Source organism: Streptomyces corynorhini, assembly GCF_003346515.1.
Classification (GTDB): Bacteria; Actinomycetota; Actinomycetes; order Streptomycetales; family Streptomycetaceae; genus Streptomyces; species Streptomyces corynorhini.
Genome location: NZ_QQNA01000083.1, coordinates 1 through 20970, shown reverse-complemented (window position 1 = coordinate 20970; position 20970 = coordinate 1). Strand labels below are relative to the sequence as shown.

General features: G+C 74.5%; 18 protein-coding genes and 1 pseudogene. 14 read left to right on the top strand and 5 right to left on the bottom strand.

All coding sequences use genetic code 11. The features are described from left to right. The first annotated feature begins 20 nt into the window (after positions 1 to 20). Positions 21 to 1076: an aldo/keto reductase gene (locus DVH02_RS12230; RefSeq protein ID WP_114623807.1), complete on the top strand. Its 1056-nt coding sequence runs from the start codon at positions 21 to 23 to the stop codon at positions 1074 to 1076. Between the two features lie 47 nt (positions 1077 to 1123). Here DVH02_RS12230 and DVH02_RS12225 read toward each other — a convergent pair whose 3' ends face one another. After that, complete coding sequence (locus tag DVH02_RS12225; protein WP_114623817.1) at positions 1124 to 1765, bottom strand: histone deacetylase; 642 nt, start codon at positions 1763 to 1765, stop codon at positions 1124 to 1126. A 365-nt stretch (positions 1766 to 2130) separates the two neighbouring features. Between DVH02_RS12225 and DVH02_RS12220 the strand changes: the two genes are divergently transcribed. Both DVH02_RS12220 and DVH02_RS12215 read left to right on the top strand, forming a co-directional pair. Continuing rightward, the gene (locus DVH02_RS12220) at positions 2131 to 2637 is read left to right on the top strand and encodes a DUF5949 family protein (RefSeq protein ID WP_114623806.1); all 507 of its coding nucleotides are present in this window, start codon (positions 2131 to 2133) and stop codon (positions 2635 to 2637) included. A 150-nt stretch (positions 2638 to 2787) separates the two neighbouring features. Beyond that, complete coding sequence (locus tag DVH02_RS12215; RefSeq protein WP_114623816.1) at positions 2788 to 3408, top strand: vitamin K epoxide reductase family protein; 621 nt, start codon at positions 2788 to 2790, stop codon at positions 3406 to 3408. 416 nt (positions 3409 to 3824) lie between these two features. Here the strand turns inward: DVH02_RS12215 and DVH02_RS12210 are convergent, their stop codons facing one another. Then, positions 3825 to 4145 (bottom strand): hypothetical protein, encoded by a 321-nt coding sequence (locus tag DVH02_RS12210; protein ID WP_114623805.1) that lies wholly within the window; start codon positions 4143 to 4145, stop codon positions 3825 to 3827. A 260-nt stretch (positions 4146 to 4405) separates the two neighbouring features. Continuing rightward, entirely contained in the window at positions 4406 to 4645 is a 240-nt protein-coding gene (locus DVH02_RS12205; RefSeq protein ID WP_114623804.1) for a chaplin, read from the bottom strand. A 362-nt stretch (positions 4646 to 5007) separates the two neighbouring features. Between DVH02_RS12205 and DVH02_RS12200 the strand changes: the two genes are divergently transcribed. The 9 genes from DVH02_RS12200 to DVH02_RS12155 all read left to right on the top strand — a co-directional run bounded on the left by DVH02_RS12200 (position 5008) and on the right by DVH02_RS12155 (position 16358). Continuing rightward, on the top strand, positions 5008 to 6090 hold the full coding sequence (locus DVH02_RS12200) for a DUF3344 domain-containing protein (protein ID WP_233518181.1): 1083 nt from the start codon (positions 5008 to 5010) through the stop codon (positions 6088 to 6090). Positions 6091 to 6292: 202 nt separating this feature from the next. Beyond that, positions 6293 to 7507 (top strand): glycosyltransferase, encoded by a 1215-nt coding sequence (locus tag DVH02_RS12195; protein ID WP_233518180.1) that lies wholly within the window; start codon positions 6293 to 6295, stop codon positions 7505 to 7507. Then, positions 7504 to 9255, top strand: a complete 1752-nt coding sequence (locus DVH02_RS12190) for a sugar transferase (RefSeq protein ID WP_233518179.1) — start codon at positions 7504 to 7506, stop codon at positions 9253 to 9255. The genes DVH02_RS12195 and DVH02_RS12190 overlap by 4 nt, the downstream gene beginning before the upstream one ends. A gap of 5 nt (positions 9256 to 9260) precedes the next feature. Next, positions 9261 to 10688, top strand: coding sequence for an O-antigen ligase family protein (locus DVH02_RS12185; protein WP_114623814.1), 1428 nt, complete (start codon positions 9261 to 9263; stop codon positions 10686 to 10688). After that, on the top strand, positions 10685 to 12394 hold the full coding sequence (gene murJ, locus DVH02_RS12180) for a murein biosynthesis integral membrane protein MurJ (protein WP_114623801.1): 1710 nt from the start codon (positions 10685 to 10687) through the stop codon (positions 12392 to 12394). The genes DVH02_RS12185 and murJ overlap by 4 nt, the downstream gene beginning before the upstream one ends. Then, the gene (locus DVH02_RS12175) at positions 12384 to 13160 is read left to right on the top strand and encodes a polysaccharide deacetylase family protein (RefSeq protein WP_233518178.1); all 777 of its coding nucleotides are present in this window, start codon (positions 12384 to 12386) and stop codon (positions 13158 to 13160) included. Before murJ ends, DVH02_RS12175 begins: the two co-directional genes overlap by 11 nt. Continuing rightward, entirely contained in the window at positions 13157 to 14332 is a 1176-nt protein-coding gene (locus DVH02_RS12170) for a glycosyltransferase (RefSeq protein WP_114623800.1), read from the top strand. The genes DVH02_RS12175 and DVH02_RS12170 overlap by 4 nt, the downstream gene beginning before the upstream one ends. Continuing rightward, a complete protein-coding gene (locus tag DVH02_RS12160; protein WP_233518177.1) occupies positions 14329 to 15096 on the top strand; it encodes a YveK family protein in 768 nt (255 codons plus the stop codon). Before DVH02_RS12170 ends, DVH02_RS12160 begins: the two co-directional genes overlap by 4 nt. Beyond that, positions 15096 to 16358, top strand: a complete 1263-nt coding sequence (locus tag DVH02_RS12155; protein ID WP_114623799.1) for a GNAT family N-acetyltransferase — start codon at positions 15096 to 15098, stop codon at positions 16356 to 16358. The genes DVH02_RS12160 and DVH02_RS12155 overlap by 1 nt, the downstream gene beginning before the upstream one ends. Before the next feature lie 39 nt (positions 16359 to 16397). Here the strand turns inward: DVH02_RS12155 and DVH02_RS12150 are convergent, their stop codons facing one another. After that, positions 16398 to 17696 carry a glycoside hydrolase family 26 protein gene (locus DVH02_RS12150; protein WP_114623798.1) on the bottom strand — a complete coding sequence of 433 codons (1299 nt, stop codon included), beginning with the start codon at positions 17694 to 17696 and terminating at the stop codon, positions 16398 to 16400. Positions 17697 to 17861: 165 nt separating this feature from the next. Between DVH02_RS12150 and DVH02_RS12145 the strand changes: the two genes are divergently transcribed. Together DVH02_RS12145 and DVH02_RS12140 are read left to right on the top strand one after the other, a co-directional pair. Continuing rightward, positions 17862 to 19262, top strand: a complete 1401-nt coding sequence (locus DVH02_RS12145) for a carboxylate--amine ligase (RefSeq protein WP_199566253.1) — start codon at positions 17862 to 17864, stop codon at positions 19260 to 19262. A 101-nt stretch (positions 19263 to 19363) separates the two neighbouring features. Further along, positions 19364 to 20626: an NAD(P)-binding domain-containing protein gene (locus DVH02_RS12140; RefSeq protein WP_114623797.1), complete on the top strand. Its 1263-nt coding sequence runs from the start codon at positions 19364 to 19366 to the stop codon at positions 20624 to 20626. A gap of 105 nt (positions 20627 to 20731) precedes the next feature. Here the strand turns inward: DVH02_RS12140 and DVH02_RS35120 are convergent. Beyond that, positions 20732 to 20970 (bottom strand): annotated as a pseudogene (locus DVH02_RS35120) (hypothetical protein); the annotation flags it as partial.

The following is a 20970-nucleotide window of genomic DNA, read 5'->3' as shown; positions in this document are numbered from 1 at the left end:
CCCCTTCGAAAGGACGCCTGATGCGTTACCTGACCTTCGGACACCGAAGCGGACTGCGCGTGTCCGAGTACGGGCTCGGCACGGCCAACTTCGGCACCGGCTGGGGCGCCGGAGCCGAGCCGGACGAGGCCCGCCGCGTCTTCGACCGGTTCGCCGAGGCGGGCGGCACCTTCCTCGACACGGCGGACTCCTACCAGTTCGGCGAGTCGGAGGAGCTGACCGGGAAGTTCGTCGCCGCCGACCGGGACCACTTCGTCCTGGCCACCAAGTTCTCCCTCGGGTCCGCGTCCCGGCCGAGCGTCTCCAGGACGGGCAACAGCCGCAAGACCATGGTCGCCTCGGTGGAGGCCGGGCTCAGGCGCCTGGGCACCGACTACATCGACCTGCTCTGGGTGCACTTCCCCGACGGACTCACGCCCATGGAAGAGATCCTGCGCGGCCTCGACGACCTGGTGAGTTCCGGCAAGATCCACCATGTCGGCCTGTCCAACTTCCCCGCCTGGCGCGTCTCCCGGGCCGTGACCCTCGCCGACTGGAAGAACTGGGCCCCCGTCGTGGGCGTCCAGAACGAGTACAGCCTCGTCGAGCGGACCGCCGAGCGCGAGCTGCTGCCGATGGCCGAGGGCCTCGGACTCGGCGCCGCCCTGTGGTCCCCGCTCGGCGGCGGACTCCTCACCGGAAAGTACCGCCACAGCGCCGAAGGACGGCTCAGCGACCTGGGGAAGGTCATCCACACGGAGAGCACCGGCCAGAAGACCGCCGTCGTCGACGCCGTACTCGCCGTCGCCGAGGAGACCGGTGCGACGCCCGCGCAGGTGTCGGTGGCCTGGGTGCGGGAGCGGGCCGCCCGGTCCACCACCGCCCTCGTCCCGATCATCGGGCCGCGCGGCCTCACCCAGCTCGACAGCTACCTGGACGCGCTCGACCTCCGGCTGACCCCCGAGCAGTACGCCCGGCTCTCCGACGTCAGCGACGTACCCCTCGGAGTCCCCCACGAGGCGAACGCCCTCACCCTGGACGCCGTCCGGGGCGGCGCCGCCGACCGCGTCACCGCCCCGGCCGCGCCGGTGGCCTGACCGGGGAGACCGCCGACGCGACGAGGTGGGGGGCGGGCCCGGAGCGGTCACGCCCGGAGCAGTGCGGCCACGTCCGCCGCCGACCAGCGGCCCGCCGCTCCCGGGCGGCCCGCGAGGTACGCGGCCACCCGCCCGACGGGCCAGCCGTGGGCGCTGATCAGCCCCTGCGCGAGGTGGCGCAGGTACGCCCCCGAAGGCGCGTTCCCCGGCACATCGGCGCTCGCCCAGGGCGCGGTGAACGTGAGGACGGGCCTGCCGTCCAGGTGGCCGGGGCAGACGAGCGTCTCGTAACGGCCCGGCCCGTGGCGGGCCCGGCCCCGGGCGAGGACTTCCCGCAGGTCGAGGTCCTCGCCCGGCTCCCGGTACATCTCCTGCGCCGCGATGTCGGCGAACTGCGCGACCGTCAGCAGGTAGGCGTGCGCGGGCGTCTCCCCGTCCGCGTCCGGGTCGTAGAAGGCCCGCCCCCCGGTCCACACCGCCGATTCGGTGGCGAAGTAGAGCAGGCCGGGCAGGGTCACGGGCCGGGAGCCGGCCGGTGGTCGCGGGTCACGGCACCCGGGGCAGGTACGGCTGGAGCCCGGCGGCCGGCCGCCCGCGAGGTAGTAACGCAGCCGCTCGGCGTGCATGTTCGACCCGTACGCCGCGTACCAGAGGCGGGGCGCCGCCCGGCCGAACTCGTCCGTCCCCATGCCCTCAGTGTGCGTCGCCCACCCGCTGCCGTCCGTGATCACCACCCGGCGGCGGCACCTCCACGCGTGCGGCACCAGGGGGCGAGCGCCCCGGCTCCTGGCGGGCCGACCCGGCCCGCCCCCGCGAGACGCCCCCCGGCGATCCACGCGTCGAACGTCTGCCGCGTCAGCGGGCCCCCTCTCCGTTCCCGCGTCTCCGCACTTCTCTCCGCTGTGCGTTCACGCCGATTCCCGCGGATGCCTGAATAGATTTCGCACTGGAAAGCGAATATCCGGGAGTCGTGGCGACAAGTAGGCCACTCCATAACCCGGTCGAGTGACGCGGGCTCACGGATATTCTCCACCGGCCACTACTGTGCCGGAACATGACCACTACCAACACCGCGTCGAACAGCGCCCAGTACGCCTCCCAATTGGGCACTCTCTCGGTGATCCCCTGGACCAGCGACCCGGCCGAAAGCGAACGCGGCGCGCCCTATCTGCTCGCCTATTCGCTCGGTGACGGGCGGGGCGGCCCCGGGGTCGTCGAGGGTGCCATGAGCGCCGTGCTCGCCGAGGTCGGTCTGACGCCCGGCACCGAGGTGGTCGACGCCGCCGATACGCCCGGTGTGTCGATCAAGCTGCTGGTGGAGGCGGGCCGCGCCGTGCTCACGATGCCGTACCTCAACGCGCAGTGCCCCGTGCCCCCGGAGTGGGAGCGGGACGCCAGGGAGACCGGCAAGGTCTACTTCGTGGTCGCCACCCGGCCGTGGGCCGAGGCGGTGCCGGGCAGGCCGGTCACCGAGGACCAGCTGCGCGCCTTCGCGGGCGACCCGGAGATGCTCGCCTCCGCCGCGCACTGCCTGCTGCCGGTCCGCAGCCTGCGCGGCTGAGGCCCTGGTCCGGCGGGCACGGGCGACTCCGACCGGCGCGGTCGACACGACCGACCCGGCGGGCACGGCACAGGCGTGCGCACAGAGAACAGGCACAGAGAACAGGCACAGAGAACAGCGAGAGGAGCGGACGTCGTGGCGACGACCTTGATCGAGGACGCGGCAGCCGAGGAGACCGCGGACGGCGTCGGCGGTGCACGGGGCGGCAGCCGGGCGTTCGCGCTGTTGCTGATCATCACGGGCGCGGCGGGAGTGCTGGCCGCCTGGGTGATCACCATCGACAAGTTCAAGCTGCTCGAAGACCCGAACTTCACGCCGGGGTGCAGTCTCAACCCGGTGGTGTCGTGCGGGAACATCATGAAGAGCGCGCAGGCGTCGGTCTTCGGTTTCCCCAATCCGATGCTGGGGCTCGTGACCTACTCGGTGGTGGTGTTCGTCGGGGTCGGGCTGCTGGCGGGGGCGCGTTACCGGGGCTGGTTCTGGCGGGGGCTGCACGCGGGGACGCTGTTCGGGGTCGGGTTCTGCACGTGGTTGCAGTACCAGTCGCTGTACAGCATCAACTCGCTGTGCCTGTGGTGCTGCCTCGCCTGGGTCGCCACCATCGTCATGTTCTGGTACGTCACTTCCCACAACATCCGGGCCGGGCTGCTGCCCGCCCCCGACTCCGTGCGCGGGTTCCTGGACGAGTTCACCTGGACGCTGCCCGTGCTGCACGTCGGGGTCGTCGGGATGCTGATCCTCACGCGCTGGTGGGACTTCTGGATCAGCTGACGCCGACGGGACCGGGCCGCTCACCCGGCCGCCCGCCCGCCCCTCAAGGTCCGTGGCGCAGGACCATGAGGGGCGGTGGCGGTTCGGGGCCAGGGTCGTTTCGTACGGATCAGGCCCGGTCGGCGAGGCGCGGTGCCAGGGCCCGCGAGCCCGGCATGAGCCAGACGAAAGCCCCTGGGCCCTGTCTTCGAAGCAGCGCCGTCCGCCCGTCGACCGGGCGGGACTTCGCGGATACGCCCTAGATGAGTAAGTCCGAAGTCCCGTCTGCCCGGGAACGTCTGGCACGCACGCTCGCTGCGTTGCCGAAATGTCCTAGTAGCTCCGCTACGAGGACACTCCGGCGCCTTGCGATCGCACCCGCCAGACGCCCCCGGGCCCGCCCTGCGGGCGGACGACGCTACTTCGGACTTACTCATCTAGTTGCCGACGGGGAGTCCGCCGAGGAGCTGACCGCCGCCCTGCTGCTGAGGCTTGTTGAGCGCGTTGGCGACCTCGTTCACCGAGTGGAGGACGGAGCCCTTGCGCTCGGTGTCCAGCATGTTGCTGTCGAGGGGCTTGGGGTCGCGCAGCCCCTCGCTGAGCAGCTGGTCCACCCCGTTGTTCAGGTTGATCGAGGTCTGGGGCGGCTGACCGGCCGGGGCGGGCGCCGCGGCGAGCGCCGGAGCGGCGGCCGCGCCCAGGGCCAGTACGGAACCGGCGGCGGCGACGACGGTGGCGGCGACCTTCGAGGGCTTCATCGGTGAGTCCTTCTCTCGGATGTCTCTCGGACATCTCGCGGCGTTCCGGAGGTGCGGGCCGGGCAACTCAGCTCCCGCACAGGCAATTTGGCGGAGTTTCCGTCCGCCCTGCCTCGCTATCTGTAACGATTCCCCGGCGTGCCGGAAACTCCGTACCGGGGGAATTCTGGGCAGGCCACCCGAATGAGCGGACGCGAAAGAGCCGCCCCGCCCCAGAAGGGCAGGACGGCTCTTTTGTGTGAAGCCGACGGCTAAAGGCGTCAGTTGTTGACGCAGACGTTGCCGAACGCCGGGTTCAGGATGCCGATGACGTCGATGGTGTTGCCGCACAGGTTGATCGGGACGTGCAGCGGGACCTGGACGACGTTGCCGGACAGGACACCCGGGGAACCGACAGCCGCGGCCTCCGCGCCGGAGTCGGCGAAAGCGGCGCCGGAGGCACCGGCGACGGCGGCGGCGGCCGCGGCGGAGAGAACGACGGCCTTGGCGATACGCGACATGGGGAAGGGCTCCTCGGTCGTTTGGAGAGGGCATAAGCGCCGGGCGCGATTGCCCGACTCATGCATCAACGCCGCCCGCGCCCGGAGGTTGCGGGCCCGAACGGGTGAATCCGCGCTCCCGGTGCCCCCGGTGGGCACGTTCCGGCCGATCTCCTGGAGCCCGATCGGCCCCGCGGCGCCCTCGTCAATGTTTAACGGGCAGCCCGTCATATACGTGCAACTGTACGTTCAGCAGGTTTCAGCGCGTCTGGCGTGATTTTCACTCCGCGCTCTGTAATGGTGCCTTCTGGTTTCGGTCTTGGAGGCGGAGAGCCCGTATGCGGAATTCGGTGTTTCTTGCTGTGGGTCGCGGTGTGCTGTGCGTGCTGGCCGCACTCACGCTGTCCGCCGCCGGGTACCCGGCGGCGCCCCCTTCCCCTGCCGGGGCGGACGGCGAGCCCCGGGCCGCCGCCGAGGAGCGGTCCCGTATCCCGTTCACCCGCCGCTTCGACGCGGTGCAGCACGGCGGCATCGTACGGGCGGCCAACGCGGCCGTCGGCTGCCGCGCCGAGGGACCGGGCGCCGACCCGGCCTGCGCGGCGGCGCGGGACGGCGGGAACGCGGCCGGCCGGCAGTTCGACATGGGCTACGCGGACGTCGACGACGACCCGCGCACCTACAACTCCACCCGCGCCGAACTCCGCCTCCCCGACCGGGCCCGCGTCAACTACGCGCGGCTCTACTGGGGCGCCAACCTGCGCGTGGGCGAGCAGAAACCGCCCGCCGACAGCGGCCGGGTGCTGTTCGCCGAGCCGGGCGGCCAGTACAAGGAAGTGCTGGCCGACACTCCGATCGGACACCGGGCCGGGGGCGGCGCCGACGCGTTCCAGGCGTCGGCCGATGTGACGGCGCTCGTGCGCGACAGCGGTCCCGGGATGTACACGGTCGCCCAGATCAACGTCGCGATGGGGCGGTCCGCCGTCGGTGCCTGGGGCGGCTGGACCCTCGTCGTCGCGTACAAGAAGGACGACGCCCCGCTGCGCCGCCTCTCGGTCTGGGACGGGTTCGAGGCGCTCGACGCGCGCCACCGGGAGGTGGGCGTCGATCTCGGCGGACCGCGCGTCGCGGCGCGGGCCGGCGGCCGGCTGGGCGTGGTCGCGTACAACGGCGCCCGTGGCGTCAAGGGTGACGCGCTCGCGGTCGAGACCGGTAACGGCAAAGGCGTGTTGCTCGGCAATAAAGACAACCCTTCGGATGATGTGATGAATTCCAGCATCACGGACTTCGATTCCGGCCCGATCAAGCGCCGACCCGCGTACCTCAACACCCTCGGATACGACTCGGACGTATTCGACCTGCGTGGTGCGCTGGCTTCCGGTGCCGACCGGCTTAGCGTTCGAATCAGCACCGAGAAGAACCCCCTCTGGATCGGCGTGCTTTTCGCAGAGGCGGACGTGCGGTATTGAGCGCGCGCTCGTCCCGCGGACCCGGCGTACTCGGCGCGCCCCGCGCCTCGTTTCGCTTCCCCCGAACCCCTTCCCCCGACATCCCTCTCCGACTTCCTCCCGACTTCCTCCCGACGTCCCTCCCGACGTCCCTCCCGCAACTTCCTTGCCTTCGACTTCCTCGCCTTTGTCTCCTTCAGCCCACGAGTGGAAAGAGTCGCGCGTGCCGCCACAACCGGACCGGCCGGGGACCGGCTTCACCGCGCTCCACCTCGTCCAGCCGGTCGAGGGCGGAGTCGCCCAAGTGGTCCTCGACCTCGTCGCGGCACAAGTGGCCGCGGGCGTGAGGGTCGTTGTCGGCTGCCCGGAGGAAGGCCCGCTCGCCCCCGCCGCCGCCCGCCGGGGGGCCGAGGTCCACCGCTGGCGGGCCACGCGCGCCCCCGGGCCCACCCTGGTGCGGGAGGTACGGCAGGCCGCCCGGCTGGTCCGGCTGGTACGGCCCGATCTGCTCCACGCCCACAGCGCCAAGGCGGGACTCGCCGGCCGGCTGGCGGTACGCGGCCGGGTGCCCACCGTGTTCCAGCCGCACGCCTGGTCGTTCGAGGCGGTCGGCGGGCTGACCGGATGGCTGGCCGGGCAGTGGGAGCGACGGGCGGTCCGCTGGACCGACCGGGTGATCTGCGTCAGCGACGCCGAGCGCCGTACCGGCGAGCGCGCCGGGATCGACGCCCGCTGGTCCGTCGTCCGCAACGGCATCGAGGCGGCGCGGTTCGCCCCCGAGGCCGCCGCGCGGGGCGCCGCCCACGCGGGCGAGCGGCTCGCCGACACCGCGCGGGCGCGCGCCGGGCTCCCGGCGCTGGCCGCGCTGCCGCCCGCCACCCCCGTGGTGGTCTGCGTCGGCCGGCTCTGCAAGCAGAAGGGGCAGGACATCCTGCTGCGGGCCTGGCCGCAGGTCGTACGGCGGCTGCCGACGGCGCGGCTGGTCCTCGTCGGCGACGGCCCCGACGCCGCCGCGCTGCGCGGCACGGCGCCGCCCTCGGTGCTGTTCGCCGGTGCCGTGGCGGACACCGTGCCCTGGTACCGGGCGGCCGACCTGGTGGTCCTGCCGTCCCGCTGGGAGGGCATGGCGGTGGCGCCCCTGGAGGCCATGGCCAGCGGCCGGGCCGTCGTCCTCAGCGATGTGGACGGCGCGCGCGAGTCCCTGCCGCCCGGCCGCGAGGAGGTCTGCCTCACCCCGCCCGAGGACCCTGCCGCGCTGGCCGCGGCCCTGAGCGCCCTGCTCCACGACGCCCCGCTGCGCGAAGCGATCGGCCGTCAGAGCCGGCACCACGTACTCAGCACCTACGACGTGCGGCAGACCGCGCGGGCCGTCGCGGACGTGTACCGCGAGGCGGCGGGCGGGCCGCGCACCGAGCGCAGGGAGCCGATTCCCCAGTGACCACGGAAAGCACCAGCGTCCCGCCGCCGTCCGGGCGGGCGAGGACGGCGCGCACCGCCGGGCACACCGTCCCCGGGCACACCGGCGCCGGGCACACCGTCCCCGGGCACCCGGCGTCCGGGCACCCGGCACCCGCTCACCCCGCGCACGCGGACGGCGGACAGACGGCCCTGGGGCAGGCGGTACGGGGCAGGGCCGCCGTGGGGCGCGTCTCCATCGCGCCGCCCCGCGACACCCGGGACCTGCCCGACCGCGTCGTGCCGCCCGCCCGTCGGCGCCCGGCGGGCGGCGCCGCGCGCTTCGGGGCGCCCCTCGTGGCGGCGGACGCGCTGGCCGCGCTGGCGGCCACCGCCGTCCTCACCGCAGGGCAGCGCGCCCCCGCCCTGCTCGTCCCGCTCGTCGGCTGCGTCCTCGCCCTGAACGCGCTCGCGGGGCTCTACCGCCCCGGCGCCGTCCAGTCGGGGCTCGGCCGGCTGCCCGCGCTCGCCGCCAGGATCGCGGCGGCCTGGTGCGCGGTCGCCGCGCTGCTGGCCGCGCTGGCACCTGCGAACGCGCTGAGCCTGCGAGCCCTGTCGAGCGCCGTCGCCGTACAGCTCGCCGTCTCCTGCGGCTGCCGCTCGCTCGTCCACGCCGGGCGCCGCGCCTCGGCCCGCGACCGGCTCGGCTCCGCCCTGGTCGTCGGCGCGGGGGCGCCCGCCCGGCGGCTGACCGCGCTGCTCGCCCAGCACCCGGAGTACGGCCTGCGGCCCGTCGGCGTCGCCTCACCTGCGGCGCTCGCCCGGAGCGGCGCCGCGCCCGGCCGCCCCGGCGACCCGCACGCCGCGGCGGACGCGGGCGGCGTGCGCCTGGCCAAGGCCGGGACCAGGGACGGCGCCACCCCGGCGGAGGCGCCCGCCCTGCCCGTACTGACCACCACCGAGGAGATCCACCGCGCCGTCATCCAGAACGGCGTCAGGGACGCGCTGTTCATCGACTGCGACGCCGAGACGGCCACCCGCTCCGACCCGGCCGACCTCGTCTCGCTGTTCCACGCGTACGGCTGCGCCACCTGGTTCGTCTCCACCGGCCCCCTGCCCGCGCGCCTCGCCACCGTGCCCGCCCCCATGGAGCGCCATCTGTGGGGGTTCGGCTACCACCGGGTGGCGCCGCCCGCCGCCGGGGGCCGCCACCGGGGCGCCCTGGCCAAGCGGCTGTTCGACCTGCTGCTCGCCGCGCCCGTCCTGCTGGCCGTCTCGCCCGTCCTGCTGCTCTGCGCGCTCGCGGTCCGGCTCTGCGACGGCCCCGGCGTGCTGTTCCGCCAGGAGCGCGTCGGACAGCACGGCCGCCCCTTCACCCTCCTGAAGTTCCGTACCCTGCGCCCCTTCGACGAGAAGGAGTCGGCCACCCGCTGGAACATCGCGGGCGACTTCCGGATGAGCGCGGTGGGCAACCTCCTGCGCCGCACCTCGCTGGACGAACTGCCCCAGCTGTGGAACGTCCTGCGCGGCGACATGAGCCTGGTCGGCCCCCGGCCGGAACGGCCCTTCTTCGTCGCGAACTTCAGCAAGACCCACCCCGGATACGCGGCCCGGCACCGGATGCCCGTCGGCATCACCGGCCTCGCGCAGGTCCACGGGCTGCGCGGGGACACCTCCATCGAGGAGAGGTCCCGCTTCGACAATCACTACATCGACCACTGGTCGTTGTGGCAGGACGTGTGCATTCTGGTGCGAACCGCTCTCTCCCTCGTCCGCCCGGCGGGCAGCTGATGGCCATGTCCGAGGCCCTCGGCCTCCGCCCCCACCCGGCCGCGCCGCCGTACCGGGGCCGGACCGTGCCGTTCCCGGGCGTGCCGCCGACCGCCACGTCGCGCCGGGCCGCGCCGCTGCTGCCCGCCGTGGCGGTCGTCGCGCTGCTGGCCGTACCGTCCGCGCCCGCGGGGGACGGTACGGCCGGGTCCGGGGGCGCGGCCGACGCGGCGTCCGCGCTGCTCGTCCTGTACTGCCTGGTGCGCGTCCTGCGCGCGCGGGCCCGCCCGTTGACCCGTACGGCCGCGCTCGTGCTCGGGCTGCCGGTGCTCGGCGTGAGCGTCGCCGTGCTCACCTCGGACGACGCGGTGGCCGCGCTGCCCGGGATGGCGCGCTACCTGCAGATCTTCGTGCTGGTCCCGGCCGCGCTGCTGCTCCTCGTACGGGACCGGTGGGACTTCCGCTTCCTCGGCGGGTCCGTGGTGGCCCTCGCACTGGTCCAGGGCGCGATCGGCGTCGTCCAGTACCTGACCGGAACCGGCGCCTCCTACCGGGGCGAGGACATCCGCGCGGTCGGCACCTTCGGGCCCACCGACGTGATGGGCATGGCGACCGTCGTGGCGTACGGACTGGTCATCGCCGTCGGATTCGCCCTGGGCGCCACCGACCGCTCGCCACGCGGACAGCGCGCGGCGGCCCTCGTCTGCGCCGGGCTGCTGACCGTACCCCTCGTGCTCTCCTTCAGCCGGGGCGCGTGGATCGCCACGGCCGTGGCCGTCGGGCTGCAACTGCTGCTCTCCGGACCGCGCAGGGCCGCCGTCGCCGTACTCACCGCCGGGGCGCTCGGTGTGGTGCTCGTCGGCGGCCTCGGCCTCGGCTCGCAGCTGGTCACCGACCGGCTCGGCTCCATCGCCCAAGTCACCGACGCGCCCGACCAGTCCGTCACCGACCGCTACACCATGTGGGCCGCCGCCACCGACATGTGGCGCACCCGGCCGGTCACCGGCGTCGGGCTGAAGGGCTTCCCCGCCCACCGCGACAGCCACGCCTCGCTGGCGCTGTCCTCGGGCAGCGACACGGCGGGCGCGGGACTCGGCTTCCAGCGTCAGCCGCTGCTCTCCCCGCACAACATGTATCTGCTCGTCCTCAGCGAGCAGGGGCTGCTCGGCGTCCTCACCCTGGTCGGCGGCTGGGCCGCGCTGCTCCTGCGCACCCTGCGCGGGCCGCGCGGCGCACGCACCCTGCGCGGGGCCGGTACGGACTGCGGGCTGGTCGTCACCGGGCTGCTGGTCTGGCAGCTGGTGGACTTCGGGTACGCGGACATCGGCGGCCCCTCGACCGTCCTGACCGCCGTGATGCTCGGACTGGCGGCGGCGTGGGCGCTGGGAGGCGTCCAGGCCGACGTCCGGCCCCGGGCCGCGGACCCCGCTCGGAACGGGACGGTCGGCACATGACCGGTACGAGGCAGTCGCCGCCTCCGCAACCACCCCCTCAGCCGCCCCCGCCGACCTCCGCGCCCCCGGCACGGACCGCGCCCCCGGGCGGCGGCTCCGGGGCAGCCGGGGCACCGGCCGCGGACCCGGGCCCTTCCGGGCGGTTCCTCGCCCGCGCGGCGTTCCTCACCGCGCTGCTCACCGCGGCCGGTTCGGTCCTCGGGCTCCTGCGGGACCAGACCATCGCGCACTTCTACGGCGCGGGCCCCGACACCGACGCCTTCCTCGTCGCCTGGACCGTCCCCGAGGTCTCCGCCACGCTCCTCATCGAGGACGCCATGGCGCTCATCCTCGTCCCCGCCTTCAGCCTGGCCCTGGCACGCCGGGCCGTGCGCCCCGCGCCGGAGCCCGACCCCGTACGGCAGCTGACCCGCTCGACGCTGCCCCGGCTGTTCCTCGCCCTCGGCGTCGTCGCCGCCCTGCTGGCGCTGGCCGCGCCCTGGGCGGTGGCCGTGCTGGCCCCCGGGCTGCCGGAGACCCGGCTCGCCGTCGACTGCACCCGGCTGACGGCCACCTCGGTCTTCACCTACGGTCTCGCCGGGTACTTCAGCGCCGCCCTGCGGGCGCACGGCAACTTCGTGGCGCCCGCCGCGATCTACGTCGCCTCCAACATCGGCATCATCGGCACGATGCTCGCCGTACGGGACCGGGGCGGCGTCCAGGTCGCGGCGGCCGGGGTCGGCGTCGGCGGCGTCCTCATGGTGCTCATCCAACTGCCCTCGCTCTGGCGCAGGCTGACGGAGCACACCGTGGGCCGGGGAGCGGAGCCCGAGCCGGGCCGGGCCGCCCCCGGGGCGGCCACCGTCGCGCCCGTGGCCCTCGGACTGATCGCGCCCGTCATCGCCTTCGCGCTCAGCCGCCAGTCCCAGGTGCTCATCGAACGGTTCCTCGCCGCGCCGCTGCCCGCCGGGGCGATCTCGCACCTCAACTACGCGCAGAAGGTCGCGCAGATCCCGATGACGCTCTCCCTGATGCTCTGCACGGTCACCTTCCCCGTGGTGGCCCGCGCCATGGCGGCGGGCGAGACCGACCGGGCGCGGCGGCGCGTCGAGCGGGATCTCGCGCTGGCCGCGATGATCGTGCTGGTGGGCGCCGCCACGATCATCGCCTGCGCGCCCCAGTTCATCGAAGTCCTCTTCCAGCGAGGCGAGTTCACCGCCGCCGACACGGCCGCGACCGCCGCCGTGATGCGCGTGTACGCGCTCGGTCTGCTGGGCCACACCCTGGTCGGGGCGCTCGTACGCTGCTACTTCTCGGCCGCGCGCCCGCTGTGGTTCCCCGCGCTCGCCATGGTCGTCGGACTGGTGCTGACCAACGTCGCGGGCGCCCTCCTGATGCAGGTCTGGGGAGTCCTCGGGATCGCCGCCGCCAACGCCCTCGGCATCACCACCACCGCCGCCCTCATGCTGCGCGGCCTCTCCCGCCACAGCATGGCCCTCGACGCCCGGTCCACGGTCGGCGGCCTGGCCAAACTCAGCGCCGCCGCCGCGGCCTCCACCGGCGCCGGATGGCTCTGCGGAGTTCTCGTCGACTCGCCCCCGGCGGGCGCCGCCTGCTCCTGCGCCGTGATCGTCGCGGTCTTCCTCGTCATCGCCCGCGCCCTGCGGGCCCCCGAGATCGACACCGTCCTCCGCCCCGTCTCACGAAAGCTCGCGCATGCCCGCTGACATGGTCCGGCCCGGCCCCCTGTGGGCCCTCATGTACCACTCGGTGGCCGACCCCACCGACGACCCCTACCGGGTGACGGTCTCGCCCGGCCGGCTCGAACGGCAGCTGCGCTGGCTGCGCCGCCGGGGCCTGACCGGCGTCTCCATGGACGAGCTGCTGCGCGCCCGCGCCGCGGGACGCGGCGCCGGACTGGTGGGGCTGACCTTCGACGACGGCTACGCCGACTTCCTGGAGAGCGCCGTCCCGCTGCTGCACCGGTTCGGGTTCACCGCGACGGTCTTCGTGCTGCCCGGCCGCTTCGGCGGCACCAACGAATGGGACGGCCTCGGCCCCCGCAAGCCCCTCCTCACGGAGGACGGCGTCCGGGCCGCCGCGGACGCCGGGATGGAGATCGGCTCGCACGGGCTGCGCCATACCGACCTCACCACCGCGGACGACGCGCTCCTCGCCCGGGACACCGCGCACAGCCGCGCGCTGCTGCGCGACCTGACCGGCCACGAGGTGGCGGGCTACTGCTACCCGTACGGGACGGTCGACGCGCGCGCCGTCGCGGCGGTACGGGCCGCCGGATACGCGTACGCCTGCGCCATCAGCCCCGGCCCGCTGACCGGCGTGCTCGCGCTGCCCCGCGTCCACGTCGGCGAGCAGGACACCGGGGCGCGCCTCCTCCTCAAACGGCGGCTGCACCGCTGGCGCCGCGAGCCCGTACCGGCCACCGAGTACGCCGGGTACGCGCCCGTCGGCGCCGGAACGGGCACCCCGTGAAGGTCCTGCACGTCATCACCGGCCTGGGCATCGGCGGCGCCGAGCAGCAACTGCGGCTTCTGCTCCGCCAGTTGCCCGTCGACAGCGACGTCATCACGCTCACCAACCCGGGCGCCGTCGCGGACGGCATCGTCGCCGACGGCGGCCGGGTCACCGACCTCGCCATGACCGGCAACCGCGACCTCGGCGCACTGCCCCGGCTCACCCGGCTCGTCCGGCAGGGACGGTACGACCTGGTGCACACGCACCTCTACCGGGCCTGCCTGTACGGACGGTTCGCGGCCAGGTTCGCGGGCGTGCGGACCATCGTCGCCACCGAACACTCCCTGGGCGCCGTCCAGATCGAGGGCAGGCCGCTGACCGCGAGCGCGCGCGGCCTCTACCTCGCGGGCGAACGCCTGGGCACGGCGACCGTCGCCGTCTCCGCCACCGTCGCACGGCGGCTGGAGCGCTGGGGGGTACGGCCCGACCGGATCCATGTCGTCCCCAACGGCATCGAGGCCGGGCGCTTCGCCTTCGACCCGGCCGCGCGCCGCGCCGCCCGCGCCCGGCTGGGGCTGGCGCCCGACGCCTTCGTGGTCGGTGCGGTGGGCCGGCTGACCGGCGGGAAGCGCTTCGACCGGCTGGTGCGGGCCGTCGCGCGGCTGCCCGGCGCCCAGCTGCTCCTGGTGGGCGAAGGGCCCGAGCGCGGGCGGCTGCTGCGGCTCGCCGAGGAGTGCGGAGCGGCCGGGCGGGTGCTGCTGCCGGGCGCGTGCCAGGACCCGCCGCCCGTGACCCGTACGGGAGCCCCCGGTCCCCACGACCCGCCCGACCTGCCCGCGCTGCTCGCGGCCATGGACGTCTCCGTCTCCACCTCCCACGACGAGGCGTTCGGCCTCGCCTCGCTCGAAGCCCTCGCGGCCGGGCTGCCGGTCCTCTACGTCGCCTGTCCCGCGCTGGAGGACCTGCCCCCGGCGGCGGCGCCCGACGCGCGCCGGATCAGCGGGTCCGTACCCGGACTCGTCGAGGAGCTGGGCCGGTTGCGCTCCTGGCACCAGGAGCGGGCCCGGCTGCCGGTGCCGCCCGCCGTGCGCCACTACGACATCTCCCACAGCGCCGAACAGCTGATGGCCGTGTACGAGCGGGCCGCCCGAGGCCGGGCGGCCCCCATCCGAGAAGTGAGTTGCCCATGACCCAGCAGCCCCGGCAGACGCAGCAGCCCCGGCAGACGCAGCAGACGCAGCAGACGCAGCAGACCCGGCAGAGTCCGCGGAGTCGGCGGAACCGGTGGGCCCGGTTCCCGAAGTTCACCCCCAAAGCCCCGCCCGTGCGGTGGATCGTGCCGCTGGCCGTCACGGTCGGCGCGCTGAGCGGCGGCGCGTACGGCCTGCTCCGCACCCCCGAGTACGCGGCGACGAGCTATGTCGTCGTCGTACCGCTGGACACCTCGGAGCCGGCCGCCGCGCTGGGATTCGCGACGGCCTACGGCCGGGTCGCCCCGCAGCTCGCGCTCATCGGTGACGCGCCGACCTGGGCCGGGGTGCCGGCCGACACGCTCAAGAAGAACGTACGGACGGCGACCTCGCCCGACGCGCCGATGATCTCCGTGACGGCGACCGCGCCCGAGGCGTCCACCGCCGTCGCCATGGCGAACGGCGTCGCCCGCGCACTCGTCGTCAACGGGTCCCAGCTGCAGGGCAGTACGAACGTACGGGTGCTGCAGTTCTCCCGGGCCGTCGAGCCGACCGCGCCGGTCACCCCCTCCGCCTCGCTCGCCGCCCTCGTCGGCGGCTGCGCGGGCGGGCTGCTCGGCGGGCTCGGGCTGCTGGTGCGCCCCGGGCGGCGCCGCGAGGACGCCGGGCCGGGGACGGCCACGGCGACCGGCACCGTACCGGGGCCCGCGACGGCCACCGACGCGGCGCCCTCCGCCGCCCAGCCGCGGTCGGAAACGGTCTGATGGCGTCCCCCACGCGGGCCGGGACCGGCCGGGCCCTGCGCGCCCCGGTCTCCTCCGTACCGGTGTCGGCCCTGCTCACCGCGTCCAGATCGCCGTCCCCGCCGGTCTTCACCACGGAGGTGTGCACGGACACCGCGCGCTTCGCGGCGATCGCCCCGGAGTGGAACGCCCTCTACCGCGCCTCCCGTACCGCCACCCCCTTCCAGAGCCACGCCTGGCTGTACTCCTGGTGGCTGTCGTACGGCACCGGTGGACGCGCGCGCGCCCGGGGGAGGGGCCGGGCGCGGGGCCTGACGCACGGACGGCTGCGGGTGGTGCTCGTCCGCAGACGGGGGGAGCTGGTCGCGGCGGCGGCCCTCATGCGGTCCCACCGGCCGGTGCCCGTCCTGGTGCCGCTCGGCGGCACCATCTCCGACTTCTCCGACGTCCTGCTGGACGAGAGCCGCACCGGGGAGGAGGTCGCCGCCTGCGCCGACGCGCTGACCGACGCGCTGGCGGAGCTGGCCCGCACGGCGGTGATCGACCTGCGCGAGGTACGGCCGGGAGCCGCCGCGGAACAGGTGCATGCCCGCTGGAAAGGGCCGCAGCGGCGGCTCGCCGACTCGATCTGCCTCGAACTGCCCGCCGTGCCGATGGACGGGCTGCTCGCCAGGCTGCCCGCCTCGCGCGCCCAGCGCTTCCGCGCGAAGCTGCGCAAGCTCGACGCGCTCGGCGTCGAGGAGCGCGCCGTGCCCGCCGACGAGGTCCCGGCCGCCGTCTGCCGCATGCTGGAACTGCACCGGCGGCAGTGGGAGGGGCGCGGGGTCACCCCCGAACACCTCAGCGCGCGCTTCGCCGAACACCTGACCCGCTCCGCGCGGTCCATGGTCGCCAGCGGCGACGCCCGGCTGACCGAGTTCCGGCTCGCGGGCGCGGTGGTCGCCGCCGACCTCACCCTGATGTCCGGCGGGCTGGCGGGCGGCTATCTGTACGGGGCGGACCCGGCGCTGCGCGCGCGCAAGGTGGACGTGGCCACCATGCTGCTGCGCGGCGGGGCAGGGGAGAGCGGCGGGAGCGGTCGCGCGACGCTCAGCATGCTGCGCGGCAACGAGCCGTACAAGCACCACTGGCGCCCGGAGACGGTCCGCAACCAGCGGCTGCTGCTCGCCGGGCCCGCCCTCGCCCCCTCGCTGTGGCTGCTGCTGGCGCGGGCGGCGGGGCGGGAGCGGGCGGCGGCGCTCGTCAAACGGCTGCGCGGCACGGAAGGCGGCGACAAGCGATGACCTGCCGCCGCCTTCCGCGCCGTGCTCAGTGACGTGGCGTCACCGCGACCGGTGCCCGAACCAGTCGAGCCGCACACAGACCCTGCCGCCGAGCCACTTCTCGATCCACGCGCCGAGCGGGATCGGGGTGCAGTCACGCGGGGGAGTGGTCGGGGACGGCTCCGGCGTCGGCTCCCGCGTCGGCTCCGGCTCCTGCGTCGGCTCCGGTGTCGGCTCCGGTGTCGGCTCCTGCGTGGGCGGGAGAGTGGGCTTCGGGGTCGGCGTGGGCGTGGGCGTCGGCTCGGGCTCCTGCTTGTACAGCGCGGAACGGAACACCTTCGACGACTCGGGATTCTTGTCGCACTGCCAAATACCGTGCGGGCAGTAGTCCGTGACGGTGTTGTACAGCGGCCTGTACGTGTCCATCCACCGGAGCATGCGCCGCATGTATTCGGGATTGTCACCGTTGCGGAAGAGGCCCCACTCCGGATAGGAGATAACCTTTCCGTGTGCAGCGGCGAAGTCCACGTGGTCCTGGAGCCCGTACGGCTCATTCACCTGTTCGTCAAAAGTACGGCCGGGCGGCTGATCGTAGGAATCCATGCCGATGATGTCGACGACGTCGTCGCCGGGATAGCACGTGGTCCACGGAACGGCGTCCCGTCCGCGATTCGGGGCGAAGTCGAAACGGAACTTCTGCCCCGGCACGGCGCGCATCGCGGTGACGACGCTGCTCCAGTATTTCTTCCACGCCTGCGGATCGGGCCCGCAACGATGGGTGTACGTGGTGCCGTTCATCTCCCAGCCCAGCACGATCACCGTGTCGGGGACACCGAGGTCCACCAGCCGGCGCGCGAGCGTCGTGAAGTGGCCGTCGTACCGTCCGGCCGCGCCTTTGCGCAGCTCACGGCGGACGACCCGGTCGGACACCCGCCCCTCGTTGCGCTCCAGCATGGGCACGTTGAGGACGAACATCCGGTCGTCCTCAGCCTTGCGCCACGCGGCCCAGTCCTCCAGGAAGTCCGGGCTGCCCTCGATGTTGGACCACACGTCCCCGGGGAGATAGGTGTGGCCGACGCGCAGCTCCGTACCCCCCAGCCATTTCTCCATGGCCGCGATGCGCTCGACGCCTTTCGGGCCGTAATCCAGATACGCGCCGAGTGCGGGCGCGGTGGCCCCCGGCGGCTTCGGTTTCTCCGCCGCACCGCCGGAACCCTTCTCGGGGCCCTGCGCGGGTTCCGGAGACGCTTTCCCGGCGGTCGCGTGATGCGGAACGGGCGGCACCGCACCGGAGGCAAGGAGACCGGCCGTGACCACACCCAGGCAGGTGGTCGTCAGCCGTCGACGTCTAGGGGACATGTCAGCTCCTCGTGATTCGAACCCGTTTCCGCTGTCGCGACGCGGAGTCACGTTTGAGCATAAAAGTATTTCTTATGAGCCGATCGGGAACCTGGCCCCGTCCCGCAGTAGTCCATCCGTGAATTTCATCCCCCGCATGGGTTATCGATCTGAAGGACCCTCACCGTGCCGAGCTATGACACCCGCGTCCCCGCCGTCCTCATGCGGCTCGACCGGAACCCGTTCCACCACGGCACGCTGGGCGCCGTCCGCTCCCTCGGCCGGGCCGGGATCGAGGTGCACGCGGTGATCGAGGCGGGACGCAGCCCCGTCGTGCGCTCGCGCTATCTGCGCGGGGCCCATCTACGGCCGCGCGGCGCACCGGATCTGACGGGGCTTCCGGACCTCGCCGAGACCGGACGGCTGCTGCTCCGCATCGCGGACGGGCTCGCCGCCCCGGCCGTCCTCGTACCGATGGACGATCTGAGCGCGATCGCCGTGGCCCGGCTCGGAGACCGGCTCGCCGGGCGCTATCTGCTGCCTGAACAGCCGTCAGGACTGCCCGAGCGCGTCGCCGACAAGGCGGAGCTGGCGGCGATCTGCGCGGAGCTGGGCATCCCGCATCCGCGCACGGTGGTCCCCGGCTGCGCGGCCGAGGCCGCCGCGGCCGCCTGGTCGCTCGGGCTGCCCGTGGTCGCGAAGTGGAGCAGGCCGTGGCTGCTGCCGGACGGCGCGGGGCTGCGCAGCACGCGGGTGGTGCGCTCCCCGCAGGAGGCGCGCGAGCTGTACGCGCGCGGCGCGGAAGCGGGCAGCGCGCTGCTGCTCCAGGAGTTCCTGCCGTACGGCCGCGACCTGGACTGGTTCTTCCACGGCTACAGCGGAGGCCCCCGCGGCGCCTGCCTGGTCGGGGCGGCCGGACGCAAGGAGCGGGCCTGGCCGGTGGGCGCCGGGCTGACCGCCGTCGGCAGCTGGCTGCCGAACGAGGAGGTGGAGCGGACGGCACACCGGATCGTCGCCGCGCTCGGCTACCGGGGCATCCTCGACCTCGACTTCCGGCGCTCCGCCGCGACCGGCGCCTACCACCTGCTCGACTTCAACCCACGGCCCGGCGCGCAGTTCCGGCTGTTCACGGACCGGGCGGGCGTCGACGTCGTACGCGCGCTGCACCTGGACCTCACGGGCCGGGCCGTACCGGCGCAGACCGCGGCGCACGGGCGGCGGTTCGTGGTGGAGAACTACGCGCTGCTCTCGGTCCTGTCCTCCGCCAGGTCGGCCGTCCGGCCGGCCGGCCCGGACGACCGGACGCGCGCGGACCGGCGGCGGCCCCCGGGGGCACGGCCGCGCTCCACCGAGACCGCCTGGTTCGCGCCGGACGACCCGCTGCCCGCCTGCGCGATGGCCGTCGCCTGGGCGCTGCACGCGGTGCGCCGGGGGTGGCGCCGACTGCGGCGCGCGCTGCCGCTGCCGCTGCCGTCCCGGCGGCGTCCGCGCCACGCCGGACGCTCGCGCACCCCGCCGGTACGGCAGCGCAGGGGCAGCCGGGACGGCGCGGCGCCGGGCGCCCGCGTACCGAGGCGGACCCGGTGAACCCGGCCGCCGTGACCCGTACCCGTACCCGTACCCGTTCGCGTTCCCCTGTCCCTCGTCACCTCCACCCCCACCCCCACACGCAGAGAGCGGGATATCCGATGCACGACCTGGTAGTTGTGGGCGCCGGCCCCTACGGACTGTCCGTCGCCGCGCACGCCTCGGCGGCCGGACTCGACCTGCGCGTGTTCGGCAGGCCGATGGCCTCCTGGCGCGACCACATGCCGCCCGGGATGTTCCTCAAGTCCGAGCCCTGGGCGTCCAACCTCTCCGATCCGCGAGGCGAGTTCGGCCTCGCCGCCTACGCCGCCACCAGGGGCACGGAGGCCAGGCACGGGGTGCCGCTGCCGGTCGGCTTCTTCGCCTCGTACGGACTGTGGTTCGCGGAGCGGGCCGCGCCGCCCGTCGACGAACGCGTGGTCACCGCCGTCAGGACCTGCCCCGGCGGGTTCCGGCTCACCACCGAGGACGGCGAGACCGTCCTCGCCCGTACGGTCGCGCTCGCGGTCGGCGTGATGCCGTTCATCGACATCCCCGCCCCGCTGCGCGCCCTCGGCCCCGAGCAGGTGACGCACAGCAGCCACCACGCGGACCTCAGCCGCTTCGCCGGGCAGGACGTGACCGTCATCGGCGCGGGTCAGGCGGCGCTGGAGACAGCCGCGCTGCTGTCGGAACAGGGCACTGCCGTCAGGGTGGTGGCCCGCTCCTCCCGGCTCGTCTGGAACACCCTGCCGCCGCCGAGGCGGCGCCCCGTCGGCGAATCGCTGCGCGCCCCGCACACCGGTCTCGGCTGCGGCTGGAAGAACTGGCTGTACGCCGAGACCCCGGGGATCTTCCGCAGGCTGCCCGAGTCGACCCGCGCCCGGATCTTCACCTCCGCGCTCGGCCCGGCGGGCGCCTGGTGGCTGCGCGAGCGCTTCGAGCCCGCCGTCGAGGTACGGCTCGGCGAGAGCGTGGCGGCGGCGGCCCCGGCCGGCGGCCGGGTACGGCTGGAGCTGATCTCCACCACCGGCCGGGTGGAGACCGTCGAGACGGACCATGTCATCGCCGCCACCGGCTTCACCCCCGGCCTCGAACGGCTCGGCCTGCTGGACGACGGACTGCGCACCGCCCTGCGCACGGTGGGGGCGAGCAGCGCGCCGGAGGCGAACGCCGCCTTCGAGTCCTCGTACCCCGGACTGTTCCTGGCGGGCCTGCTCAGCGCGCCGTCCTTCGGCCCCTCGATGCGCTTCGTCTACGGGGCGACGTACACGGCGGAGCGGCTGGTGGCGGGGGTACGGCGGCGGGTCGGTGCCCGGGGCGGACCGCTCGCGAAGGTGCGCCAGCGCCAGGGTGCCGCCGAGGAACGTACCTCCGTCGGCTGAGGCCGCGCCTTCGGGCGGACGTGAGCGAAGGCCGGCCCGGCGGGCGGCGGGACACGGCCTTCGACAGGTCGGCCCACCCGGTCACGGGCCGGTGGCGACAACCCGTCAGCGACGGGCCGCGACGCGGGAGCGGCGGTACAGCAGCGCGCCGCCGAGGATCAGCCCGGCGCTCGACGCGGCGGCGGCGAGGAGATACGGCTCGCCACCGGTCGCCGCGAGCCGCGGGGCGGCGGCCGGGCTCTCGGGCGCGGGCCGCGCCCCCGCACCACGCGCCGCCCCCCGGCACCCCGCGCCCGGCCGCGCGGGGTGCCGGTGTGCGGCGCGGGGTTCGGGCGCGCGGCCGG